Genomic DNA, 17,706 nt, shown 5'->3' with positions numbered 1-17,706 from the left:
AAAAATCACTGGACAGAATGATTCTGTTTTAGCGAAAATTATTTCATTATATTAACGAAAATCAAAGGAAGAATGGAATGTGTGAACTCCTCGGAATGAGCGCCAATGTCCCGACTGACATTTGTTTCAGCCTGACCGGACTCGTCCAAAGAGGGGGAAAGACCGGCCCGCACAAGGACGGTTGGGGAATTGCGTTCTACGAAGGAAAAGGACTTCGCGTATTTCACGACCCGGAACCCGGTGTCGAATCCAAGATCGCGGCCTTTGTCCAAACGCTTCCGATCAAAAGCGAAATCGTAATCAGTCATATTCGAAAAGCCAACCGCGGCAAAGTGGATCTCAAAAACACACATCCTTTCATCCGAGAATTTTGGGGCTCCTACTGGACCTTTGCCCACAACGGTCAGTTTAAGGGCATCAAGAAAGAATCCCTCGGTGATTTCCAACCGGTCGGAAGTACGGACTCCGAGTTCGCATTTTGTTGGCTTTTGGGAAAATTGAAAAAGAAGTTCCATTCTCCTCCGAAAAAAGAAACCGAACTCTTTCAAGCCGTCGAAGGTTATATGTCGGAACTCCATCAAAAAGGAGTTTCCAATCTGCTTCTCAGCGATTCCAAAAATCTCTACACGTTCTGTTCCACGAAACTTTCGTGGATCACACGCAAATCTCCGTTCGGAAAGGCCCGACTTGTGGACGCCGATCTCAGCGTGGACTTTCGAAAGGTGACAACACCGGGAGACATAGTCACCGTGATCGCCACACAACCGCTCACATCCAACGAAGAATGGACCGTTTGCAAACCGGGAGAATTTTCCGTCTGGAGGAAAGGCAAAATCGTATTCTCCAATCGATGAGAATGGATTTGTCGGAATCCAACCGAATTCTACACTGACCGTAATTCTTAGATTCTTTGTCTAAACCAAGGGTGATGTATGAAAATCCAATTTGAAGCCATGGACTATCGTTCGGATGATACTTTCGAAAAAGCGGATTATCAATTCGAAGGAAGTTTGGAAAAAGGTTGGGACATTTCCAGAAACGGAAAAGAATACTTACATCTCGGACCCGGTTATAAACTTTTAAAATCCAAACTCTGCGGAGTTTGTTCCACGGATCTTTCCCGTCGTTTTCTTCCGTTTCCGCTTCCGCAAGTGATCGGACACGAGGTCATAGCCGAAGACATAGAACCTCAAAACGGAACCAAACAAAAATACGTAGTCGAGATCAACGATACGTTCGAAGCGAGAGGAGAAAAACCTTCCGATGAATTTTGCGAAGAAGGAATTCCGTCGCACAGCCCCGAAAGAAAAGTTCTCGGGATCGACAGACTTCCCGGTGGATTCGGTCCTTATATCTTAGCTCCTCAGAACGCGGCGATTCCGTATCAAAATCTCCCCGATAAAACCGCCGTGTTGATCGAACCGTTCGCCGCGTCTTTGCAAGCCGTGATCGCATCTCCGCCGAAGAAGGGAGACAACGTAGCCGTTCTCGGTCCGAGAAGATTGGGAAGTCTCGTCATAGCCGCGTTAGCCGCCTTTAGAGCATCCTCTAAAATCGATTTTAAAATCACAGCGCTTGCAAGACACGATCATCTTTTAAAACTTTCCCTCAACCTCGGAGCCGACGAGGCGATCGACCTTAGAAAAGAAAGCTTGGAAGCGCTTAAGAATCGCTTCGCGATCATCTACGACACGACGAGCACAACCGGCGGATTCGAAAGTGCATTAAAACTTTCTAATAGAGAACTTCATCTCAAAACCACGAACGGACAGGAAGTATTCGGAATCAAAAAACTCACCGAACTCGTCGTGGACGAACTTTCCCTTTTAAAGTTCAGCGACGAAAATCTGAATTTTCATTGGGAGAAGGAGAATCGTTCCAACCAAACCGTTTATGTGGCCCCGAGCGTCGGTAAAATTTCATTGCCTTCTCATTTCAAAGTATATTACGGAAGTATTGAGGACGCCGAAAAGATTTTGGAATCGCCCGATTTCAAAGGACACGTTCCCCGCTTCGATCTGGGAATCGCGGGAACCGCGGAAGAAATCGATCTTCTCATTCGTCCGAACAAAAACCACGAGAACTCTTTGATCCGTCCGCGCAGTGCGATTCTTTTTAAGGGAGAATCGAACGGAAATTCTTTATTAGAATTTTTGAATGCGAATAAATCGATCCATTCTTCCCGATGCGGGGACTTTCATCTTGCGATCAAACTCCTTCAGGAAAACAAAAACGTTTCGGAAGCGCTGGAAAAGAATATGGTGACTCATTCGTATTCTCCCGAAAATCTTCCGCAAGCGTTTACGACCGCACATACTCCGGAAGCAATCAAAGTAGTGATCGAACATGCCTAATTCTTCCATTCTTAGAGAATTAGAAACTTCTCTCGGGCCGACCCTGAAAGAAGGCAAGGAAGGAATCTGGGATCTCGATCTTAGAAATCTCAGGATCTTCACCGGACTTTCCATTCTTTCCAGAACTCTCGGAGAAGAGGTTTTCGAGCAGGTCCAAAACGGAATCGGAGACGTTACGATCTTTTACAAGATCAATCCGAACATCAATCGCGAACTTTTGAATATGCACATCGGGTATATTCAAATTTATGCAAGAGCCGGAGTGTTGAAGGACATTCTCCTTTTTAAGGAAGAATTTCAGGATCATTTAAGAACCGTCTTCGGAACGTTTCAAAGACAGGTTTGGGCGAAAAGAATTCATCCCGAGTTTTACGGAGAAGATCCGGAAAACTGTTCGATCTACGCGCTCGTGTTTCCGTTTCATCACGCAAGTCCGAACGAAAACATAGACTATCAATTCATTCTCGAGCGTGTTCCCAATCAAAAGGAACCGGGAGAATTTTTCTTCCGGTTGACGGTGGAGAATTACGATCGCGCCAACATCGATTTAACCGCGGTTCCTCACGTGATCGTGGATGATATCGGCTCGAGAATTTTCATCGCCGGAAGTACAAAAATCGCGGAAGCGATCAATAACGGAATTCTAAGCGCGGCCCAACGCGGAGAAAAATCCTACGCGGAAGAGAATCGTTCCTTTTCGCGCGTGTTCGAACAGATCGAAAAAACCCCTCTCGGAAAGTTGGATCAGATCAGCGTTTTCTGGGACAAGGTTTTTTCGGACGAAATCGTAAAGACCGATCCGATCGAAGCCCTTCCCTTATTCAAAAAGATTTTTCTTGTATTAGAAGATCATGAGATTGCAAAACATCTCAAGGAAGGTCATACGATTCTGGTCCAACTTACGGATCAAACGAAGGTTTACATCGACCTTTCCAGACTCGATCGTGTTTTGAATTTCAGCTTCAACGCGAAAAGAACGACCCTCGATCTGAATCATTATCTAAAACGGATGCCGATCCTCGAAAAGATCGCGAACCGCGAAAATCACGACTTCGAATTAACGGGATTTAACGTTTTTCTAATACATCATATCACATCCGAAATCGTGGCCTTGATCGAAACCTTTCGAAGACTCGGCGCAAAACAACTCACGGTTTCGTTCGTAAAATACGGTGGTGTGGTTCCTTCCGCGTATTTGGACGTTCTTTTGGACGTTCCCACCGATCATTTTTATATGTCGGGTCTTCAACTCAAGGTCGGCCCCAAGAACAAGATCTATTATTCCGTTTCACCGCTTTACAGCGATTCGTCGAAACTTAAAAATTTATACGATCGTTTGGAAGAGGAGAAGCTCGGATTTTTCGACGCGATGAAACTTCTTTCGGGACATCTTTTTTTGAACCTTTTGTTGGATTCTCATTCCAAAAAAGAAAAGACGATCCTCGTGGAAGACGGCGGTTATATCGCGCCGTTCTTCAACGACTTCGCTCTTGCAGGAAAGGACGTAGACTTCCTTTGTAAGGAATATTCCGTACAACGAGAAGCGCCCAAGATGAAAGTAAGCGAGTTTCTTTCACAAACGTTAGTCGGAACCGTGGAACATACAAGAAACGGTTACGATCGACTGAAGAGCGTTCGTGATAAAAACGAAAAATTATTCTTACCCGCATTCTCCATCGCGATCTCCAATCAAAAGGTAAGAGAAGAATCGAAAGAAGTCGCCTATTCCATCTTAAACGCGATCGAAGCGATTTTAAACGGACAAGGAATGATTCTTTCCTCGAGAAAAATTCTGGTTCTCGGCGCCAAAGGAAACATCGGTTCCTTTCTTTGCAAATATCTCGAATCGAGACTGCACGAAACCAATCAAGATCTCGTTCAAGTCGATCTCAAAGTTTCCAAACCGAACAAACACGATTATGCAACGATAGACGAAATCGCAAAGGAAGAATTTCTTTCCAGAGATCTGATTCTCGGCGTGATCGGAAACTCGATCCTAAAACGGGAACATTTCGAAGATCTGATTCTCAACGGAAACAAATCCAAGATTCTGATCGTATCGGGGTCCACAAAAACCGCGGAATACACCGATCTCATCCATTGGATCGACGAGCTTTCCTTTTCGGACGATAAAAAAATCGGAGGTCTTCCGGCTCGATTGGAATTCGATCGGATCCTGGATCCTCAATCCGGAATCGATCAAGGCGGCAAGGTCACGTTCTACGTTTCGAAAGACGGTAAGGAAATCGAAAAGACCTTCTTTTTGTTAAGCGACTTGAGTCCGATCAACTTTTTATTCTACGGCGTTCCCACGGAAGGAATGGACGCGATCATCGGACAACTCGCTTCGGCGGCTTTGGGGATGGCCGATCAGTCCAAAAAAGGAAAAATTCTTCCTCCCGGTCTTTATGCGGTGGACCACGAAATCGATCCTTGGGGAAATCGAATCTAAATGTTCCTTCGTTCGATTCTCGTATTTTGTTTTCTTGGATTGCAGGGTTGCTCCACGTTTCTGACGGGCAACGTTCCTCCGAGTATTCCGAAAGATTCTTTCACGATCGATAAGGAAGTTTCTTACGAGTTGATCGGTTGGCAGGAAGATTCGAGCAAAAGACTCGCTTCCGAAATTTTAAGAACGATCCATCTTTCGAACCGATTCAAAAAAATTTCCATTCATTCTAAATCGGATACGGAAATCAAAATTCAAATCGTTTTGGAAAAGGCTCCGAGGCTCGGTCTTTTATTCGGAGAACAATCCCAACCCGTTTCGTGGATGGTGGAGAAAAAACCCATTCAATTTTCGTTATATATTCTCAACCGGCTTCTTGCAATAAGAACCTTTTTCGTCGTTCCCATTCTTCAGAAATCGGAGGACAAGGTGGTCTTTCGAGTTTGGAAATGGAACCGAAAGATCGGAGAATATTCCTATTCGATCGATAGCGTCCAAGCGCTCGGCTGGGTTTCCCTGGGACTGGCGTTTATCGACGACAGGGAAGAAATCCGTTCCGCATACTCGGTCTACGCGGAAAAATTCCTTTTCGATTCGAGGTCGATCTATTAAATGAATCAGAAAATCATAATATTCTTATGTGTTCTTTCTTTTGATTTCTGCGCGGGCTTTACGAATCCTCCCGAAGTGATTCAAAACTCCCATTCGTTCTCTAAGGGCAAAAAGTTCCGTCTTGAGTTCACGGGCTTTACGCTTTACAACGCGGAGATGCTTCATATCAAAAAGAATCTTCTGGAAAGAGGGATTTCCGAGGACGAACAATCCGAAGAACTTCTGGAGATCATTCTCGAAGAACAGGAACCGTTTTATTCTTACGGAAAACTGCACGTACTAAACTTTTTTGCGAGCCTTTTGACTTTCGGAGTGATTCCGTATTACAACAAGACGGAACATACGATCGTATATCGACTTTCGGAAAAGGGAAAACGTCCCAAAGAAACGGTTCATCATCTCGTCCTCGATCAGTGGAGAGGTTTTTTAATTCTTCCCTTATCCCTTTTTTATTGGCCTTCTTCGAGTTTTGAAAAAACTCTTCTCGATTCGATTCAGGAATTTGAAAAATAACGATGAACAAAAAAACGCATTCAATCATTAGAATATTCTTAATTTTGATTCTTCTTGGCTCCGGAAACTGTAGATTGTTGCGAGGAGATCGACAAAAGTTCGCGGACGGAGCAAGTCACGAAAGTCTGAACCTAAACGGAACTTCTCGAACGTATTGGTTTCACGCCCCCAAAAAACCGATCGGGGAAAATCAGAAACTTCCTTTGGTTTTGGTACTTCACGGAAGATTGGGCAACGGAAAAAACATCATGGAGGATTCCAAGTTCAACGAGGTCTCGGACAAGGAAGGATTTTTTGTGGCTTATCCGGACGGTTATAGCAGAAGTTGGGCCGACGGTCGAGGAGCCACACCCGCGGATCGGAATAAGATCGACGACGTAGAATTTATCGAAAAATTAATCGGACATCTTTCGGAACTCTTTCCGATCGCGCAAGATAAGATCTTTATCGTAGGTCATTCCAACGGTGGCTTTATGACGCAAAGAATGCTCCTCGAAAAATCGAAACGATTCCGTGCCGGAGTCAGCGTATCTTCCCAAATTTCCGAATACGTTCTGAAGAATTTCGAACCGAGCGCGAACGTTTCCGTCGCGTTTATCGCGGGAACGGACGATCCGACTGTTCCGTATTACGGCGGTTATGTGAGAGACGGAGGACAAATTCTCAGCGTAGAGGAATCCGTCGATCGTTGGCTCGGTTGGAATTCCTGTTCCAAAACTTCCAAACTCGAAACGAGGGACGTAAAGGACGATCAAACGAAATTGGAAATTTATTCTTACGATCAGTGTAAGGGAAAAACTTCCGTTCGTCTTTACAAGGTCGTAGGCGGCGGTCACAATTGGCCGGGAATCGAAAGGAAAATTCCGTTTGCGGGTTCGCTCGGAAACTCGACGTTCGAGCTGAATCCGGCCGAAGACATTTGGTCTTTTTTTAAATCGACTTTGGAACCTTAATCCGATTCGAAATCGATTCTTACGAGTTCGAACAAAAAAGGGAGAATGAATCGTATGCAAAAAATTGAATTCTTTTTCGAGTTTGCGAGCACCTATTCCTATCTTTCGGTGATGAGAATCGAAAAACGTATCCAAGATCTAAACGTAGAAATCGTATGGAGGCCGTTTCTGCTCGGACCGATCTTTAAGGAACAGGGCTGGAACGATTCTCCCTTTAATATCTATCCGTCGAAAGGAAAGTATATGTGGAAGGACTTAACCCGAAGAAGCCGTAAATACGGAATCGATTTCGTAGTTCCGACCCAATTTCCGAGAAACGGCCTTCTCGCTTCCAGAATCACGGTCGCCAATGCGGATCAACCTTGGATCTCTTCCTTCATTCGAGAAACGTTCCGGGCGAACTTCGCGAAAGATTCCGATATTTCCGATCCGGAAATTCTGATCTCGATTTTAAACGGACTTGGATTAAACGGAAATGAGATCGTGGAAAATTCCAAAAAAGAGGAAGTGAAAAATCTTCTTCGCAAACAAACCGAAAGGGCGATGGATCTCGGAATTTTCGGAGCTCCGAGTTTTATCGTAGGAAACGAACTTTTCTGGGGCGACGACCGCTTGGAAGACGCATTAGAAGAACTGAAACTTTCCTGATTTTTTTTACCCGGCCCTCTCTAAGAATCATTTTCGAATCGGAAACGTTTTGATTTTTTGTCCTAACCGGATTCTCAAAAGTATAAAAACTAAAAAACAAACCGTATGAAAATAAAAGCAAACCGTCTCGTCTTCGTTCTCGTATTCTTTGTCGCGTTGGATTCTTCCTTCGCTCAATCCAAGTCTTTCGGAATTCCGTCCGAACCTCTTTTCGGTCCGCGCATCTTCGCGCAAACTCCTGTAGCACCGACTCCGGAAGAGCCCCGTTATAACGACGATCAGTATCTAAATCCCAACCCGGCTCCGATCCCGAATCAAGACGTTCCCAAAACGGATCCGAAGAAAAAAGGGCCGAAGTGGTTTTCCATCAACCCCGGTGTGACCTTGGAAAGTGTTACGGTCGACATCCGAGGTAAAGGAAACGACGCGACGATGACGCAAGACGGCCCTGGTAAGGCGACTTGGATGTTGGACGTTAAGTCCAGAGACTTTCAAATTTCTGAATATGTTGGAGTACATCTTCTTCTGCACAACTCGACTTTCTTTTTGGACAACCAGTTTATGCCGAAACCGATCGACGCTCCCTCCGGTTCTTCATCCTCTTCTTCGTCTTCCTCAAAATCATCGGGAAGTTCAACTTCTTCGGATGATCGAACCAAACAGGACGTGAACACGAGAGTCGAGGGTGTTTATTCGATGGCGGTTCCCATTCTTTACTTAGGAAAAGAAGGCTCTGATTCGTTTCGTCTCGGTGTGGGAGCCGGTCCCGCAAACGTAAAGATGACCGGTTCGGTCGACTTTCAAGATCCGGCTTTGAGTTTGGGTTATCTTTTGCTCGATAGCACAAATCGTACTCAATTCTTAAATACGATCTCAGCGCTTCAATTCATTACGGGAAACATCAGCCCCGCAAGCGGAGATCCACTTGTGAGTTATCTTTTAGCGGGTTTATCTCAGGGTAAGAATTTAGAAACGCTCGGTTATTATTACGCGTCTAAAGGTTTACTTAGACCCGATCCTCTGGCTCTTTACGCTTACTTTGCGCATCCGGGAACTTATACTCCGATGGAGGCCTTGGCGCTCGGAAGTTTGGCGAGATCCCAAGTGAATTTCAGCAAACAACAGGTTTTTTCGTTTATGTTTTATTTCGAAACTCCCAAGATAGGATTCTTTAAGTTTCGGGTTGCGTTCGGAGGTCCTCTCTTCAAGGACAACGGATATACGTACGAATTCAGAACCTTTCACTTAGCCTTGTTTACTCCGATCGAATTTTAGAAATCGAATTTTATATATGAGTTTTTTATAAAGAACTAATGCGGATTGATTCAAAAAGCCAAAGGAAGATTCCATGATAAAAAAGCAAATCTCAGCATTCTCCATTCTTCTTTGTTCGTTTTTTACTTCCGCGTTCGTGTCCGCGCAAGGAACACCGTCGAACTCGGACTTTCGTAGCGATTTGAATCTTCTCATGGGAAGCCTCGAATCCTGCCAATGCAAGTTCATACGCAACGGATCGGAACACGATCCCAAAGAAGCGAGAGAACACATGGAAAGAAAGTTAAACGCGGCCGACGGAAAAATACAAACGATCCCGGACTTTATAGAACATATCGGATCGAAATCGAGCATGTCCGGAAAACCGTATCTCGTAAAATTCGCGGACGGTAAAACGAAAGAATCCGGGGTTTGGTTGAAGGAAAGATGGGAAGAAATATTAAAAAAGAAGAATTCTCCCGTTAAACCGACTAAAATTAAAAAGAACTGAACTTTCGTCCTCGTATTGAAAACGAGGTCTGTAACGAAAATTTAATATTTCTTTAATGGGATTCTTACCTCCGCCCGGTAGTATCCGGGCATGCGATCCAATCCAAAACCGAATCGAATCTCGCCCGCTCGGATTCCGGGAAGAAGAATCTTTCGAGTTGCCGTAGTTACGGAAACTTATTTCCCCGAAATCAACGGAGTTGCAAAAACCCTTCATAGAATGGTGAACGATCTCGTGGATCGTGGACACGATATTCTTTTGTTTCGTCCGAGACAAGGACTGAAGGATTCGGTAAACGATCGAAGGGGTTATCGCGAAGTTCTGATGGCGGGTTGTAGAATTCCGATGTATTCCGATATGCGTTTCGGATTTCCCGCAAAGCGGATATTAAAGCGACATTTTAAAAAGGAAAGACCGGACATCGTTCATGTGGTCACCGAAGGCCCGTTAGGTTGGTCCGCGGTCCGCGCCGCAAGAGACTTGGGAATTCCGGTAGTCAGCGACTTTAGAACGAACTTTCATTCTTACACGGAATACTACAAGGTGGGTTTTGCAGGAAAACTCGTTGGAAATTATTTAAAGCGACTTCACAACAGGACCGCGATCACTCTTACGCCGTCGCAAGACTTGGTGGAAAATCTTTTCAAACAAGGATACGATAACGTAAGAATCGTTTCCCGAGGAATCGATACGGATTTATTTCATCCGTCCAAAAGGGATCTTTCCTTAAGAAAAGAATGGGGAGTGAACAAGGATCAACTCGCGGTTTTGTATGTGGGAAGAATCGCCGCCGAAAAAAACATAGAACTTTGCATCCAAGCGTTTCGTAAAATTCAGGAATCGAATCCGAACGCGAAAATGGTTCTCGTCGGCGAGGGTCCTTTGAAAGATTCTTTGGAAAATAAGAATCCGGATCTTATCTTTTGCGGTTTAAAAAAAGGAGAAGATTTAGCCAGACACTACGCTTCCGGCGATTTGTTTTTGTTTCCGAGTATGACGGAAACGTTCGGAAACGTGGTTCTCGAAGCGATGGCGAGCGGACTCGGTTTGGTCGCATACAAATACGCCGCGGCTAATTCTTATTTGGAACACGGAGTTTCCGCGTTTCTTCCAAGATTCGGCAAGGAACAAGAGTTTATAGACATGACTTGTTTTCTTTCCAACAACGCGGTTCTTAGAAAAAAAATCGCCGCCAAAGCGAGAAAGAAGGCCATGGAATGCACCTGGGAAAAAGTCGCGCAATCCCTGGAAAACATATATTCTGAATATTCAATTTCTATGGAATACTTGGAAGAACAAGCGAACGAAAAGATCAACTTCCTGAGAATCGTGGAATCAAGAAGTCAAATCGAGAGGGCTTTTTAGGATTTCGTTCAAAATATCCCTGGACGTTACGATTCCCGCGATTTCGTTTCTGCGGTTCATGATGGGAAGACAGGAAATCCTATAACGAAGCATGAGCTCGGTCGCATAACGCAGACTTTGATCCTCGTGAGCCGTAATCAAAAAGGAACTCATGATTTGAGAAGCCGTTTTATTCATTACTTGAGAATCCTGAATTCTTTCCATTCTCGTTCCCGTAAAAGGACTGATCGTCTTTAAATAATCCCGATCCGAAAGGACTCCTATAAGATTTTTTTGATCGTCCACCACTAAAAGATGATGGAACTCGAATTTTTGAAAAATCATTCCGATACGCGAAATGGAATCTTTGACGTTGGTCGTAAAGATCCGAGTCGTCATGATTTCCTTGAGAGGTTTGTCTAAGTCCATTCTTCCGAGACTCGAACTCGAAAAAAGGTCGAAAAGAATATTTCAAAAACCCGTTCTATCCTGAGTAATAAAAGGTAAAAAAATTTCGCGGGAATTCTTTTTTTTCTTGTACTTTATCGAGTTTTCCTATGATGACCGAGTAATTCCAGGGCAAGGAGAAGGTTGCCTATGAATTTAATTTCGAATCGTTTCTTAAACAAGAAAGACGTTTTTAGAAAGGAAGAATCGCGTCAACAGCACATCAGTTCCCTGAGAATTTCGGGCTTTCAAGTTAAAGTTCGAAAACAAAGGAACAGCAGATTTCGGGGACGAGAAAAGAAAACATTCTGATTTTTTTAATCCGATTTCGTTCCGATCGGGTATAATCTTTTATTCTTGAAAAGGAACCTAATATGCCGGAATTAACCGTTATCAGTCTTTACACTATGGCGATTCTTTATGTGGTCGCCGGAATCCTTCACTTCGTCATTCCCAGATTCTATCTAAGAATCATGCCGCCTTACATTCCCTATCCCAAGTTCGTCGTTTCCATCAGCGGCGTGATCGAAATCGCGTTGGGTGCGATGTTGTTTCTTCCCGATACGAGACAACTCGGCGCCTGGGGAATCATTCTTCTTTTAATCGCAGTGTTTCCCGCCAATCTTTATCACTATCAATCCAGAAGAAAAACGGACCCTCCAAAATGGGCTCTGCTTCTGCGTCTTCCCACACAACTTTTATTGATCTATTGGGCTTACACGTTTACCTAATATTCAATTTATAGAATATTCTCGAAAACGAATCAGTTGGCGTATTTTTTCAACTCTTCCATTCCGGGAAGATTGCTTAGATCGGGTACGATTACGATTTCGATTCTTCTGTTAGCCGCTCTGTTTTCGGGCGACGTATTCGGTACGGCGGGTCTGGAAGCGCCCATGCTCGCCGCGCTGATTCTCACCTCGGGCATTCCCGCTTTTACCATCGTATGGAGAACGTTGAGAGCCCTGGAAGAGGCCAATTCCCAGTTTGTATAACCTTTGATTCCGGTCGGGGTGTCGTCGGTATGTCCCTCGATTTGGAAACGTTTTCCCTCGAGAGAGGCAAGCAGAGTCGTGACCTCGCGGATGGCCGTAGTTCCGACCGGGGATAAGAATGCGGATCCCACTGGAAAGAGGATGTCGGATGAAAGCACGACCACCATTCTCCCGTCTACGATCTTGATTTTAAGCTTACCGGCATCGATCAAAGAACGAAAAGTCGCCATCAATCCCTTGTATTCCTGGATTCTTTGCTCGGATTCTTCCTGAATTCGTTTTAATTCGTCCAAAGATCGGGAAAGACCTTCTTTTTCTCCGAGAATTCTCTGATTCTCTTGTTTCGATTCTTCGTAGGCTTTTAATAACGAATCGTATTTGGAATTGGAAACGCAGTTAGTTAGGGTCAAAAGGATAAAAACGGATATGGTCTTTAATTTCATGAAATTCCGCCGAATTGGTATCTACTTTATTTGTCGGCGATCCGGAAAAAAACAAAAGGGGTATATGAATGAATAAAAAAATCTTTTCATCTAGTTCCCGCTCGACTACACTACGTAGGAAGAGAATTCAATGAACGGAAAGATTTCCAAATTAGACAAAATTTTTAGTTTAACGTTGCTTTTAGGGGTTTTTTGCCTTTCGAGTTCGGTTGCTCCACAAGACAAAACGCCTGCTGGTACGTCGGTGGTCGGAAGACCGGCAGATGAGAAGAAGGAACTGAGAGCTTACCTAGAAGAAGTAAGAAGAAATCTTCGTGATTCCGGATACAACGTAGAGAAAAAGCACCAATTCAACGGAGCCGTTTTTAGAGGGAACTCAGTTATTTATAAAATTCATCTTCCTTCTATCCAAGAGGAAGGAACTCAAAAATACAAATTAGGAATCGGCTTGGCTCACGATGACACGGCCCATTCTTTCCTTGTTCAGATTTATAGAAGTGATAAGAAAGATAAGAAGATTGCTCCGATTTTTTCCGCTTATGCCGATCCGGTCTTCTTTTACGAGTTCGATTATACGAGTTCGGGCAATCACTTCTTAGTGGAAATCACTTTAGAAGATTCTACTTTAAACGTTGCGAATTTTGAACTTTTATTCAGCACTTTAATCAGCTATCAAGCAAACGAAAATAAAAAAGACAATAAGGGTCAATATAATCCGAATCAGAATAACCCGGGATTCGGACCTTATCCTTCTATCATTCCTAACGAGACTAGAAATTATTTTGAGGTTTTCAAAAAAGAATTTTGACGTTTGAATGATAGAATATTAAGATATTTGAAAAAAAAGTTTTAGGGCCACTCAACAAATATAGGTCCATAAAACCGGAGTTACCAAGCAAGTGTTAAGAAAAGACGGAAGTCCTCTATATCCCTTAAATAGAGACTATAAAAACTCCCGTGAAAGAATTTTAGAAGGAGCGGCTATCGCGTTTTCTAGAAAAGGTTTTCATGGAACATCCCTAAGAGAAATCAGCAAAGAGTGCGGTTTAGAACAACCGAGTATTTATCACCACTTTCATTCTAAAGAAAATCTTTTTAGAAAAGCTCTGATTGCGACCCATTTACTCATTCTTAATGAAATAAGAAGAAGAGTCGTCCGGGACCAAGGTCTTCACATCGAAGTGATTTCCATCTTTAAGGCCGTTGCGGAAACTGCAAAAGCATATCCCGACAAAGCAAGGTTGCCTTTCAGTTTGATCTACTCCGCTCCCGTGAACCTTCAAAACGAATATACGGAAAGATACGGTAGTCAATATAGAAAACTTCTCGAGGTCGCATTCGATAGAACGGAAAGAATCGATCGAAAAGACGAGAAACTTTCTCTTTGTGTGGATCTATTACACAGTTTGGTTCTTGCTTGTTCCGTTGACGCTTTGTATTTGGATCGGGTTCGCGGCTTGGAGGATCGAGTTAGATTGATCTTGGATCTTTAGTGATCTTAGTGGTCGGAACTCCGCTCTAAACAATCACTCAAATTTTTCAAAAAAAAGTATCAAACACCCTTCTCCCTCGACGACTTCAAAAACCGTTTAGGGCATGGGTGGAACAAAGAAAAATTCCAAAAAATTTTTACACAATCGAAACTTAAAGTTAGGGAAAGATAAAAGTCGATTTACTGCAGATTTTTATGTGCCGATCGAACTCTATTCCTATGTGATCAAAAGAATCAGACGGGAAAGGAATTTAGCTTTTTATCTAAAGAAACTCCTAAAAGATCATAGACTGGAAATTCTTAGAAATCAAGAACCGCATAAAAAAGAACGAACATCCTATCAGATGAAATTTCAAGGGCTTATTCGTCTTTCGTTTAGACCGAACGAGAATGATTGGGCTGAATTGAGATCAATCGCTCGATATTTGGGAGTATCGATGTGCAAAGCCTTTGTCCTATTAACGAATTTAGAAAAACGACGGCTTTCGAACGAAGAATCGGCAAAAGAAGGAATTTCTAAAACGAAATTCGGAATAATAAGTCTTCTGCAAAAATTTTCAAGAGAAAAGAATTCTATAACGTTTGAGTTGATATTCGATTCCTAATGAAATAAAATGAAAAGACAATTCGGAAATATCTTGATAAATAACGGTTTTGTCTTTTAAAATAAAAGTTCTTACTAAATTAGCAAAGAATTCATAGATTCGTCTAAAGAAATAGAAATCGCCATGACTTTAAAAGACACAAAACCCGAATTGATAAAACTATATTCTTCAATCGGTAAAATTATCACATCTTCTCTCGAACAACAAGAGGTTCTTGATGCGGTCATGGAAGAAGTCCGCTTATTCTTTAGTCCGGAAAACTGGAGTTTGATGCGATACGATGAAAGTTCGGGAGAATTATTCTTTTTGATCGCAGAAGGTCTTGAACTGGATCGGATTAAGAATATCCGTTTAAAGTCAGGTGAAGGAATTGCCGGATCCGTCGTTCAAACGAAATCCGCGGTTTTTGTTGAGAATGCAAGAAACGATCCGAGATTCTCCCGAAGGGTCGATGATAGAACGGGGTTCGAAACCAAAACAATCATTGCGGTTCCGATGATCTTTAGAGGTCAAGTTCACGGAGTTATTGAATTGGTAAATCGATTCGACGGTTCGTCTTTTTCTCCGGAGGACTTAGTGATTCTTCAAACGATCGCGGACTTTACGGCGATTTCTTTGTTGAATTCAAATCAATATGAAGAAACCAAGGTTCTCGCCTTTCGAGACGCGTTGACCGGGGTTTTTAATCGTAATAAACTGAATCATCTAAAGGAAGAATGGTCGGGCCGAAGAATGGAAGACCATCTTGCGTTAGTCGCTCTTCTGGATTTAAACGATTTTAAGATGATCAACGATACGTACGGTCACAAAACCGGAGACCAGGTCCTTTGCCATTTTGCGAATATTCTTCGTTACGTGATTCGCGGCACTGATAAGATTTTTAGGATCGGCGGCGATGAGTTTTTAGTTCTTGTTCAGCACGAGAATAAGGATAAAATCCTTCAGACACAAAGTCGATTTCATGAGGCAATGAGTGTTCTTTTGAAAAAGTGCAAGGAGAATAATCCGCCGTTTCTTTTTACTTGGGGAATGTCTGTCGGGTCTCTTCAGAAATTGGATGAATTGATTCACGAAGCGGATCTTTCTATGTATGCTTCGAAAGAGTGAGGTTTTGTACTAGTAGTTTGGGTCGGAACTCCGAACAAAAATTAAGGTATATCTCCAAAATATTCGATTTCTCTGTTTAAGCGAATTCCACTTTTCTGAAAAACCTGATCCAAAACCAATTCAACCAAGTAGTTTACATCGGCTGCAGTCGCAGTTCCGACATTCACGATAAAATTACAGTGCTCCGGAGAAATCTGAGCGCCGCCTTTCGCAGTTCCCCTTAAACCTGCATGATCGATCAGTTCCCAAGCTTTAATTTCTTTGCCGTCTTCTCCGAAAGTTTTAGGATTCTTAAAAACCGAACCAGCGCTTTTCTTATTCTCTGGTTGTGAAGAATTTCTTCGATCTCGTTTATCTTTTAACGAAGCTTGAATTTCTTCCAAGTTTCCTTCCTTAAGAAGAATCTCAATTCCAAGAACAATAGAATCTTTCTCATTTAAAAATTCCGTAAATCGATACCCGTGTTTAATATCAGCCGGTTTACGAATCAAAACTTCGCCGTTTCTTAAAAATTCAACGGTTTGAATCAAATCGAATAATTCTCCCCCATAACAACCTGCATTTTGAATGACGGCTCCGCCCGTCCAACCGGGAATCGTACTCAAAAACTCGGCGCCTGTATAACCCAGTTGGGAGATTTGGCGAAACGTCGGCGTTGTATTGGTAGCGGAACCGATTCGGAATTTTCCTCCACCCAAAGATTCGAATTCCTTAAAACCTCCCGACAAACGGAGCGTTACAAAATTATCAGGATGATCCGAGATCAGTAAATTAGAGCCGCCTCCGAGAATTTTCCAAGGAATTTCGGATTTTGAAAAGATCGAAAGAGCTTCCAACACCTGTTCCGAGTTTTCAGGCTCTACAACAACGGGACAGATTCCGCCTATTTTAAAGGATGAAAGAATTCCTAGCCGTACTTCCGACCTAAAAGGTATTCGAGAAGATTCTAAACTTTGTTTTAAGCCCGAGATCTGCGACTTTGAAAGCGCGGGAGACATATTTTAATACTTAAAAGAACCTCCCCCATTCTCTTCCACAAGAAAAAGAACTCAAGGAAATTCCAAAACCGGTTCGATGTTAAAAGAAGAGGTGATTTATGTTTTTTCTTTTATTAGAATCTATTTATCTCGACTTTGCTTCCGGAAGAACCGACTGGGAAACATACTGTGAATCGGTTATCCTTCTTGCCCAAGACCAAGAGAAGCTGGCCGGATTAGTATAAACGAGGAGACCCGCCGACCTCTCGCCGAATCTGTAGATCACTTTCGGCCGTACTTCCGACCAAAAACTAAAACTTCAAAGCCGACTTCGAAGTCTCCGCCTTCAAAAACTCGACGATCTTTTCGGAAATCAACTCCTTGGGAAAAGGACCGATTTCTGTCGCTTTACCGGAAGCGGAAAAAATAGAAACCGTCGTATCCACCTCGCCGAATCCTTTTTCATTTTTACCGACGTAATTGCCTACGATATAATCCAGATTCTTATTCTTAAGTTTTCCCCGAGCATATTCTTCCAAAGAATCGGTCTCGGCCGCAAAGCCGACCAAACAACAACCGACAATATTCTCTCGAGCGATCTTAGAACTGACCGTTTTCAAAATATCCGGGTTCTTGATCAGCTCTAAAAGAATCGTTTCGCTACCGTCTTCTTTCTTGATTTTGGATTCTTTACTTTTTGCTGGTCGGAAGTCCGCCGGAGCTGCGGCCATAATCAAAATCGTTCCCGGCCCGATCTCGCCGATCACGGCATCGCATAAATCGGAAGTTGTCTCAACGGAAATTCTCCGTGAACCCTTCGGCTTTTTATAATCTTCTAAAACTTGACCGTGAATATAAACGACGTCGGAAATCCATTTCCCGATTTCTTCCGCGATATGAAAACCCATCTTACCGGAAGAGGCGTTCGATATATATCGAACCGGATCGATCCATTCTCTCGTAGGACCCGAAGTGATGATTGCTTTGGAAAATCCCAATCTC

At 43.1% G+C, this 17,706-nt stretch carries 19 protein-coding genes; 15 read left to right on the top strand and 4 right to left on the bottom strand.

Annotated features, from left to right (window positions below; all coding sequences use genetic code 11):
- Nucleotides 1-77: 77 nt before the first annotated feature.
- The 10 genes from LEP1GSC052_RS18415 (at nucleotide 78) to LEP1GSC052_RS18370 (ending at nucleotide 10,659) form a co-directional block, all read left to right on the top strand.
- Nucleotides 78-854, top strand: a complete 777-nt coding sequence (locus LEP1GSC052_RS18415; RefSeq protein WP_010572790.1) for a class II glutamine amidotransferase — start codon at nucleotides 78-80, stop codon at nucleotides 852-854.
- A gap of 78 nt (nucleotides 855-932) precedes the next feature.
- Nucleotides 933-2,354, top strand: a complete 1,422-nt coding sequence (locus tag LEP1GSC052_RS18410) for an MDR/zinc-dependent alcohol dehydrogenase-like family protein (RefSeq protein ID WP_020986783.1) — start codon at nucleotides 933-935, stop codon at nucleotides 2,352-2,354.
- Nucleotides 2,347-4,806 (top strand): hypothetical protein, encoded by a 2,460-nt coding sequence (locus LEP1GSC052_RS18405; RefSeq protein WP_010572792.1) that lies wholly within the window; start codon nucleotides 2,347-2,349, stop codon nucleotides 4,804-4,806. The genes LEP1GSC052_RS18410 and LEP1GSC052_RS18405 overlap by 8 nt, the downstream gene beginning before the upstream one ends.
- Nucleotides 4,807-5,415 (top strand): hypothetical protein, encoded by a 609-nt coding sequence (locus LEP1GSC052_RS18400; protein WP_010572793.1) that lies wholly within the window; start codon nucleotides 4,807-4,809, stop codon nucleotides 5,413-5,415. It abuts the gene before it with no gap.
- Complete coding sequence (locus LEP1GSC052_RS18395; RefSeq protein WP_010572794.1) at nucleotides 5,416-5,928, top strand: hypothetical protein; 513 nt, start codon at nucleotides 5,416-5,418, stop codon at nucleotides 5,926-5,928.
- A gap of 2 nt (nucleotides 5,929-5,930) precedes the next feature.
- Nucleotides 5,931-6,881: a CE1 family esterase gene (locus LEP1GSC052_RS18390; protein WP_010572795.1), complete on the top strand. Its 951-nt coding sequence runs from the start codon at nucleotides 5,931-5,933 to the stop codon at nucleotides 6,879-6,881.
- 54 nt (nucleotides 6,882-6,935) lie between these two features.
- Nucleotides 6,936-7,529: a 2-hydroxychromene-2-carboxylate isomerase gene (locus LEP1GSC052_RS18385; RefSeq protein WP_010572796.1), complete on the top strand. Its 594-nt coding sequence runs from the start codon at nucleotides 6,936-6,938 to the stop codon at nucleotides 7,527-7,529.
- A 105-nt stretch (nucleotides 7,530-7,634) separates the two neighbouring features.
- Nucleotides 7,635-8,804: a hypothetical protein gene (locus LEP1GSC052_RS18380; protein WP_010572797.1), complete on the top strand. Its 1,170-nt coding sequence runs from the start codon at nucleotides 7,635-7,637 to the stop codon at nucleotides 8,802-8,804.
- A gap of 73 nt (nucleotides 8,805-8,877) precedes the next feature.
- The gene (locus LEP1GSC052_RS18375) at nucleotides 8,878-9,294 is read left to right on the top strand and encodes a YfeK family protein (RefSeq protein ID WP_010572798.1); all 417 of its coding nucleotides are present in this window, start codon (nucleotides 8,878-8,880) and stop codon (nucleotides 9,292-9,294) included.
- Nucleotides 9,295-9,384: 90 nt separating this feature from the next.
- Entirely contained in the window at nucleotides 9,385-10,659 is a 1,275-nt protein-coding gene (locus LEP1GSC052_RS18370; RefSeq protein WP_020986046.1) for a glycosyltransferase family 4 protein, read from the top strand.
- On the opposite strand, the gene LEP1GSC052_RS18365 is transcribed toward LEP1GSC052_RS18370, so the two are convergent.
- On the bottom strand, nucleotides 10,630-11,067 hold the full coding sequence (locus tag LEP1GSC052_RS18365; protein ID WP_084492254.1) for a CBS domain-containing protein: 438 nt from the start codon (nucleotides 11,065-11,067) through the stop codon (nucleotides 10,630-10,632). The genes LEP1GSC052_RS18370 and LEP1GSC052_RS18365 overlap by 30 nt on opposite strands.
- A gap of 392 nt (nucleotides 11,068-11,459) precedes the next feature.
- On the opposite strand from LEP1GSC052_RS18365, the gene LEP1GSC052_RS18360 reads away from it, so the two are divergent.
- On the top strand, nucleotides 11,460-11,816 hold the full coding sequence (locus tag LEP1GSC052_RS18360; RefSeq protein WP_010572801.1) for a DoxX family protein: 357 nt from the start codon (nucleotides 11,460-11,462) through the stop codon (nucleotides 11,814-11,816).
- 32 nt (nucleotides 11,817-11,848) lie between these two features.
- Here the strand turns inward: LEP1GSC052_RS18360 and LEP1GSC052_RS18355 are convergent, their stop codons facing one another.
- Nucleotides 11,849-12,523 (bottom strand): OmpA/MotB family protein, encoded by a 675-nt coding sequence (locus LEP1GSC052_RS18355; RefSeq protein WP_010572802.1) that lies wholly within the window; start codon nucleotides 12,521-12,523, stop codon nucleotides 11,849-11,851.
- A gap of 130 nt (nucleotides 12,524-12,653) precedes the next feature.
- Between LEP1GSC052_RS18355 and LEP1GSC052_RS18350 the strand changes: the two genes are divergently transcribed.
- The 4 genes from LEP1GSC052_RS18350 (at nucleotide 12,654) to LEP1GSC052_RS18335 (ending at nucleotide 15,727) form a co-directional block, all read left to right on the top strand.
- Complete coding sequence (locus LEP1GSC052_RS18350) at nucleotides 12,654-13,331, top strand: hypothetical protein (protein WP_010572803.1); 678 nt, start codon at nucleotides 12,654-12,656, stop codon at nucleotides 13,329-13,331.
- 91 nt (nucleotides 13,332-13,422) lie between these two features.
- Nucleotides 13,423-14,016 carry a TetR/AcrR family transcriptional regulator gene (locus tag LEP1GSC052_RS18345; RefSeq protein ID WP_010572804.1) on the top strand — a complete coding sequence of 198 codons (594 nt, stop codon included), beginning with the start codon at nucleotides 13,423-13,425 and terminating at the stop codon, nucleotides 14,014-14,016.
- 103 nt (nucleotides 14,017-14,119) lie between these two features.
- Nucleotides 14,120-14,620, top strand: coding sequence for a DUF1564 family protein (locus LEP1GSC052_RS21840; protein WP_010572805.1), 501 nt, complete (start codon nucleotides 14,120-14,122; stop codon nucleotides 14,618-14,620).
- Nucleotides 14,621-14,743: 123 nt separating this feature from the next.
- Complete coding sequence (locus LEP1GSC052_RS18335) at nucleotides 14,744-15,727, top strand: sensor domain-containing diguanylate cyclase (RefSeq protein ID WP_010572806.1); 984 nt, start codon at nucleotides 14,744-14,746, stop codon at nucleotides 15,725-15,727.
- A gap of 41 nt (nucleotides 15,728-15,768) precedes the next feature.
- On the opposite strand, the gene murB is transcribed toward LEP1GSC052_RS18335, so the two are convergent.
- Together murB and LEP1GSC052_RS18325 are read right to left on the bottom strand one after the other, a co-directional pair.
- The gene (murB, locus tag LEP1GSC052_RS18330) at nucleotides 15,769-16,725 is read right to left on the bottom strand and encodes a UDP-N-acetylmuramate dehydrogenase (RefSeq protein WP_040913189.1); all 957 of its coding nucleotides are present in this window, start codon (nucleotides 16,723-16,725) and stop codon (nucleotides 15,769-15,771) included.
- Nucleotides 16,726-17,015: 290 nt separating this feature from the next.
- Complete coding sequence (locus LEP1GSC052_RS18325) at nucleotides 17,016-17,702, bottom strand: phosphopantothenoylcysteine decarboxylase domain-containing protein (protein ID WP_010572809.1); 687 nt, start codon at nucleotides 17,700-17,702, stop codon at nucleotides 17,016-17,018.
- Nucleotides 17,703-17,706 lie beyond the last annotated feature (4 nt).

The sequence above is a fragment of the Leptospira kmetyi serovar Malaysia str. Bejo-Iso9 genome (assembly GCF_000243735.2).
In the GTDB taxonomy this organism is placed as follows: domain Bacteria; phylum Spirochaetota; class Leptospiria; order Leptospirales; family Leptospiraceae; genus Leptospira; species Leptospira kmetyi.
This window is presented reverse-complemented; position numbering and strand designations above follow the sequence as displayed.

What these genes read in the sequence shown, in the direction of transcription:
- LEP1GSC052_RS18415 (WP_010572790.1), top strand. Translation starts at nt 78, where the DNA reads ATGTGTGAACTCCTCGGAATGAGCGCCAATGTCCCGACTGACATTTGT.
- LEP1GSC052_RS18410 (WP_020986783.1), top strand. Translation starts at nt 933, where the DNA reads ATGAAAATCCAATTTGAAGCCATGGACTATCGTTCGGATGATACTTTC.
- LEP1GSC052_RS18405 (WP_010572792.1), top strand. Translation starts at nt 2,347, where the DNA reads ATGCCTAATTCTTCCATTCTTAGAGAATTAGAAACTTCTCTCGGGCCG.
- LEP1GSC052_RS18400 (WP_010572793.1), top strand. Translation starts at nt 4,807, where the DNA reads ATGTTCCTTCGTTCGATTCTCGTATTTTGTTTTCTTGGATTGCAGGGT.
- LEP1GSC052_RS18395 (WP_010572794.1), top strand. Translation starts at nt 5,416, where the DNA reads ATGAATCAGAAAATCATAATATTCTTATGTGTTCTTTCTTTTGATTTC.
- LEP1GSC052_RS18390 (WP_010572795.1), top strand. Translation starts at nt 5,931, where the DNA reads ATGAACAAAAAAACGCATTCAATCATTAGAATATTCTTAATTTTGATT.
- LEP1GSC052_RS18385 (WP_010572796.1), top strand. Translation starts at nt 6,936, where the DNA reads ATGCAAAAAATTGAATTCTTTTTCGAGTTTGCGAGCACCTATTCCTAT.
- LEP1GSC052_RS18380 (WP_010572797.1), top strand. Translation starts at nt 7,635, where the DNA reads ATGAAAATAAAAGCAAACCGTCTCGTCTTCGTTCTCGTATTCTTTGTC.
- LEP1GSC052_RS18375 (WP_010572798.1), top strand. Translation starts at nt 8,878, where the DNA reads ATGATAAAAAAGCAAATCTCAGCATTCTCCATTCTTCTTTGTTCGTTT.
- LEP1GSC052_RS18370 (WP_020986046.1), top strand. Translation starts at nt 9,385, where the DNA reads ATGCGATCCAATCCAAAACCGAATCGAATCTCGCCCGCTCGGATTCCG.
- LEP1GSC052_RS18365 (WP_084492254.1), bottom strand. Translation starts at nt 11,067, where the DNA reads ATGGACTTAGACAAACCTCTCAAGGAAATCATGACGACTCGGATCTTT.
- LEP1GSC052_RS18360 (WP_010572801.1), top strand. Translation starts at nt 11,460, where the DNA reads ATGCCGGAATTAACCGTTATCAGTCTTTACACTATGGCGATTCTTTAT.
- LEP1GSC052_RS18355 (WP_010572802.1), bottom strand. Translation starts at nt 12,523, where the DNA reads ATGAAATTAAAGACCATATCCGTTTTTATCCTTTTGACCCTAACTAAC.
- LEP1GSC052_RS18350 (WP_010572803.1), top strand. Translation starts at nt 12,654, where the DNA reads ATGAACGGAAAGATTTCCAAATTAGACAAAATTTTTAGTTTAACGTTG.
- LEP1GSC052_RS21840 (WP_010572805.1), top strand. Translation starts at nt 14,120, where the DNA reads ATGGGTGGAACAAAGAAAAATTCCAAAAAATTTTTACACAATCGAAAC.
- LEP1GSC052_RS18335 (WP_010572806.1), top strand. Translation starts at nt 14,744, where the DNA reads ATGACTTTAAAAGACACAAAACCCGAATTGATAAAACTATATTCTTCA.
- murB (WP_040913189.1), bottom strand. Translation starts at nt 16,725, where the DNA reads ATGTCTCCCGCGCTTTCAAAGTCGCAGATCTCGGGCTTAAAACAAAGT.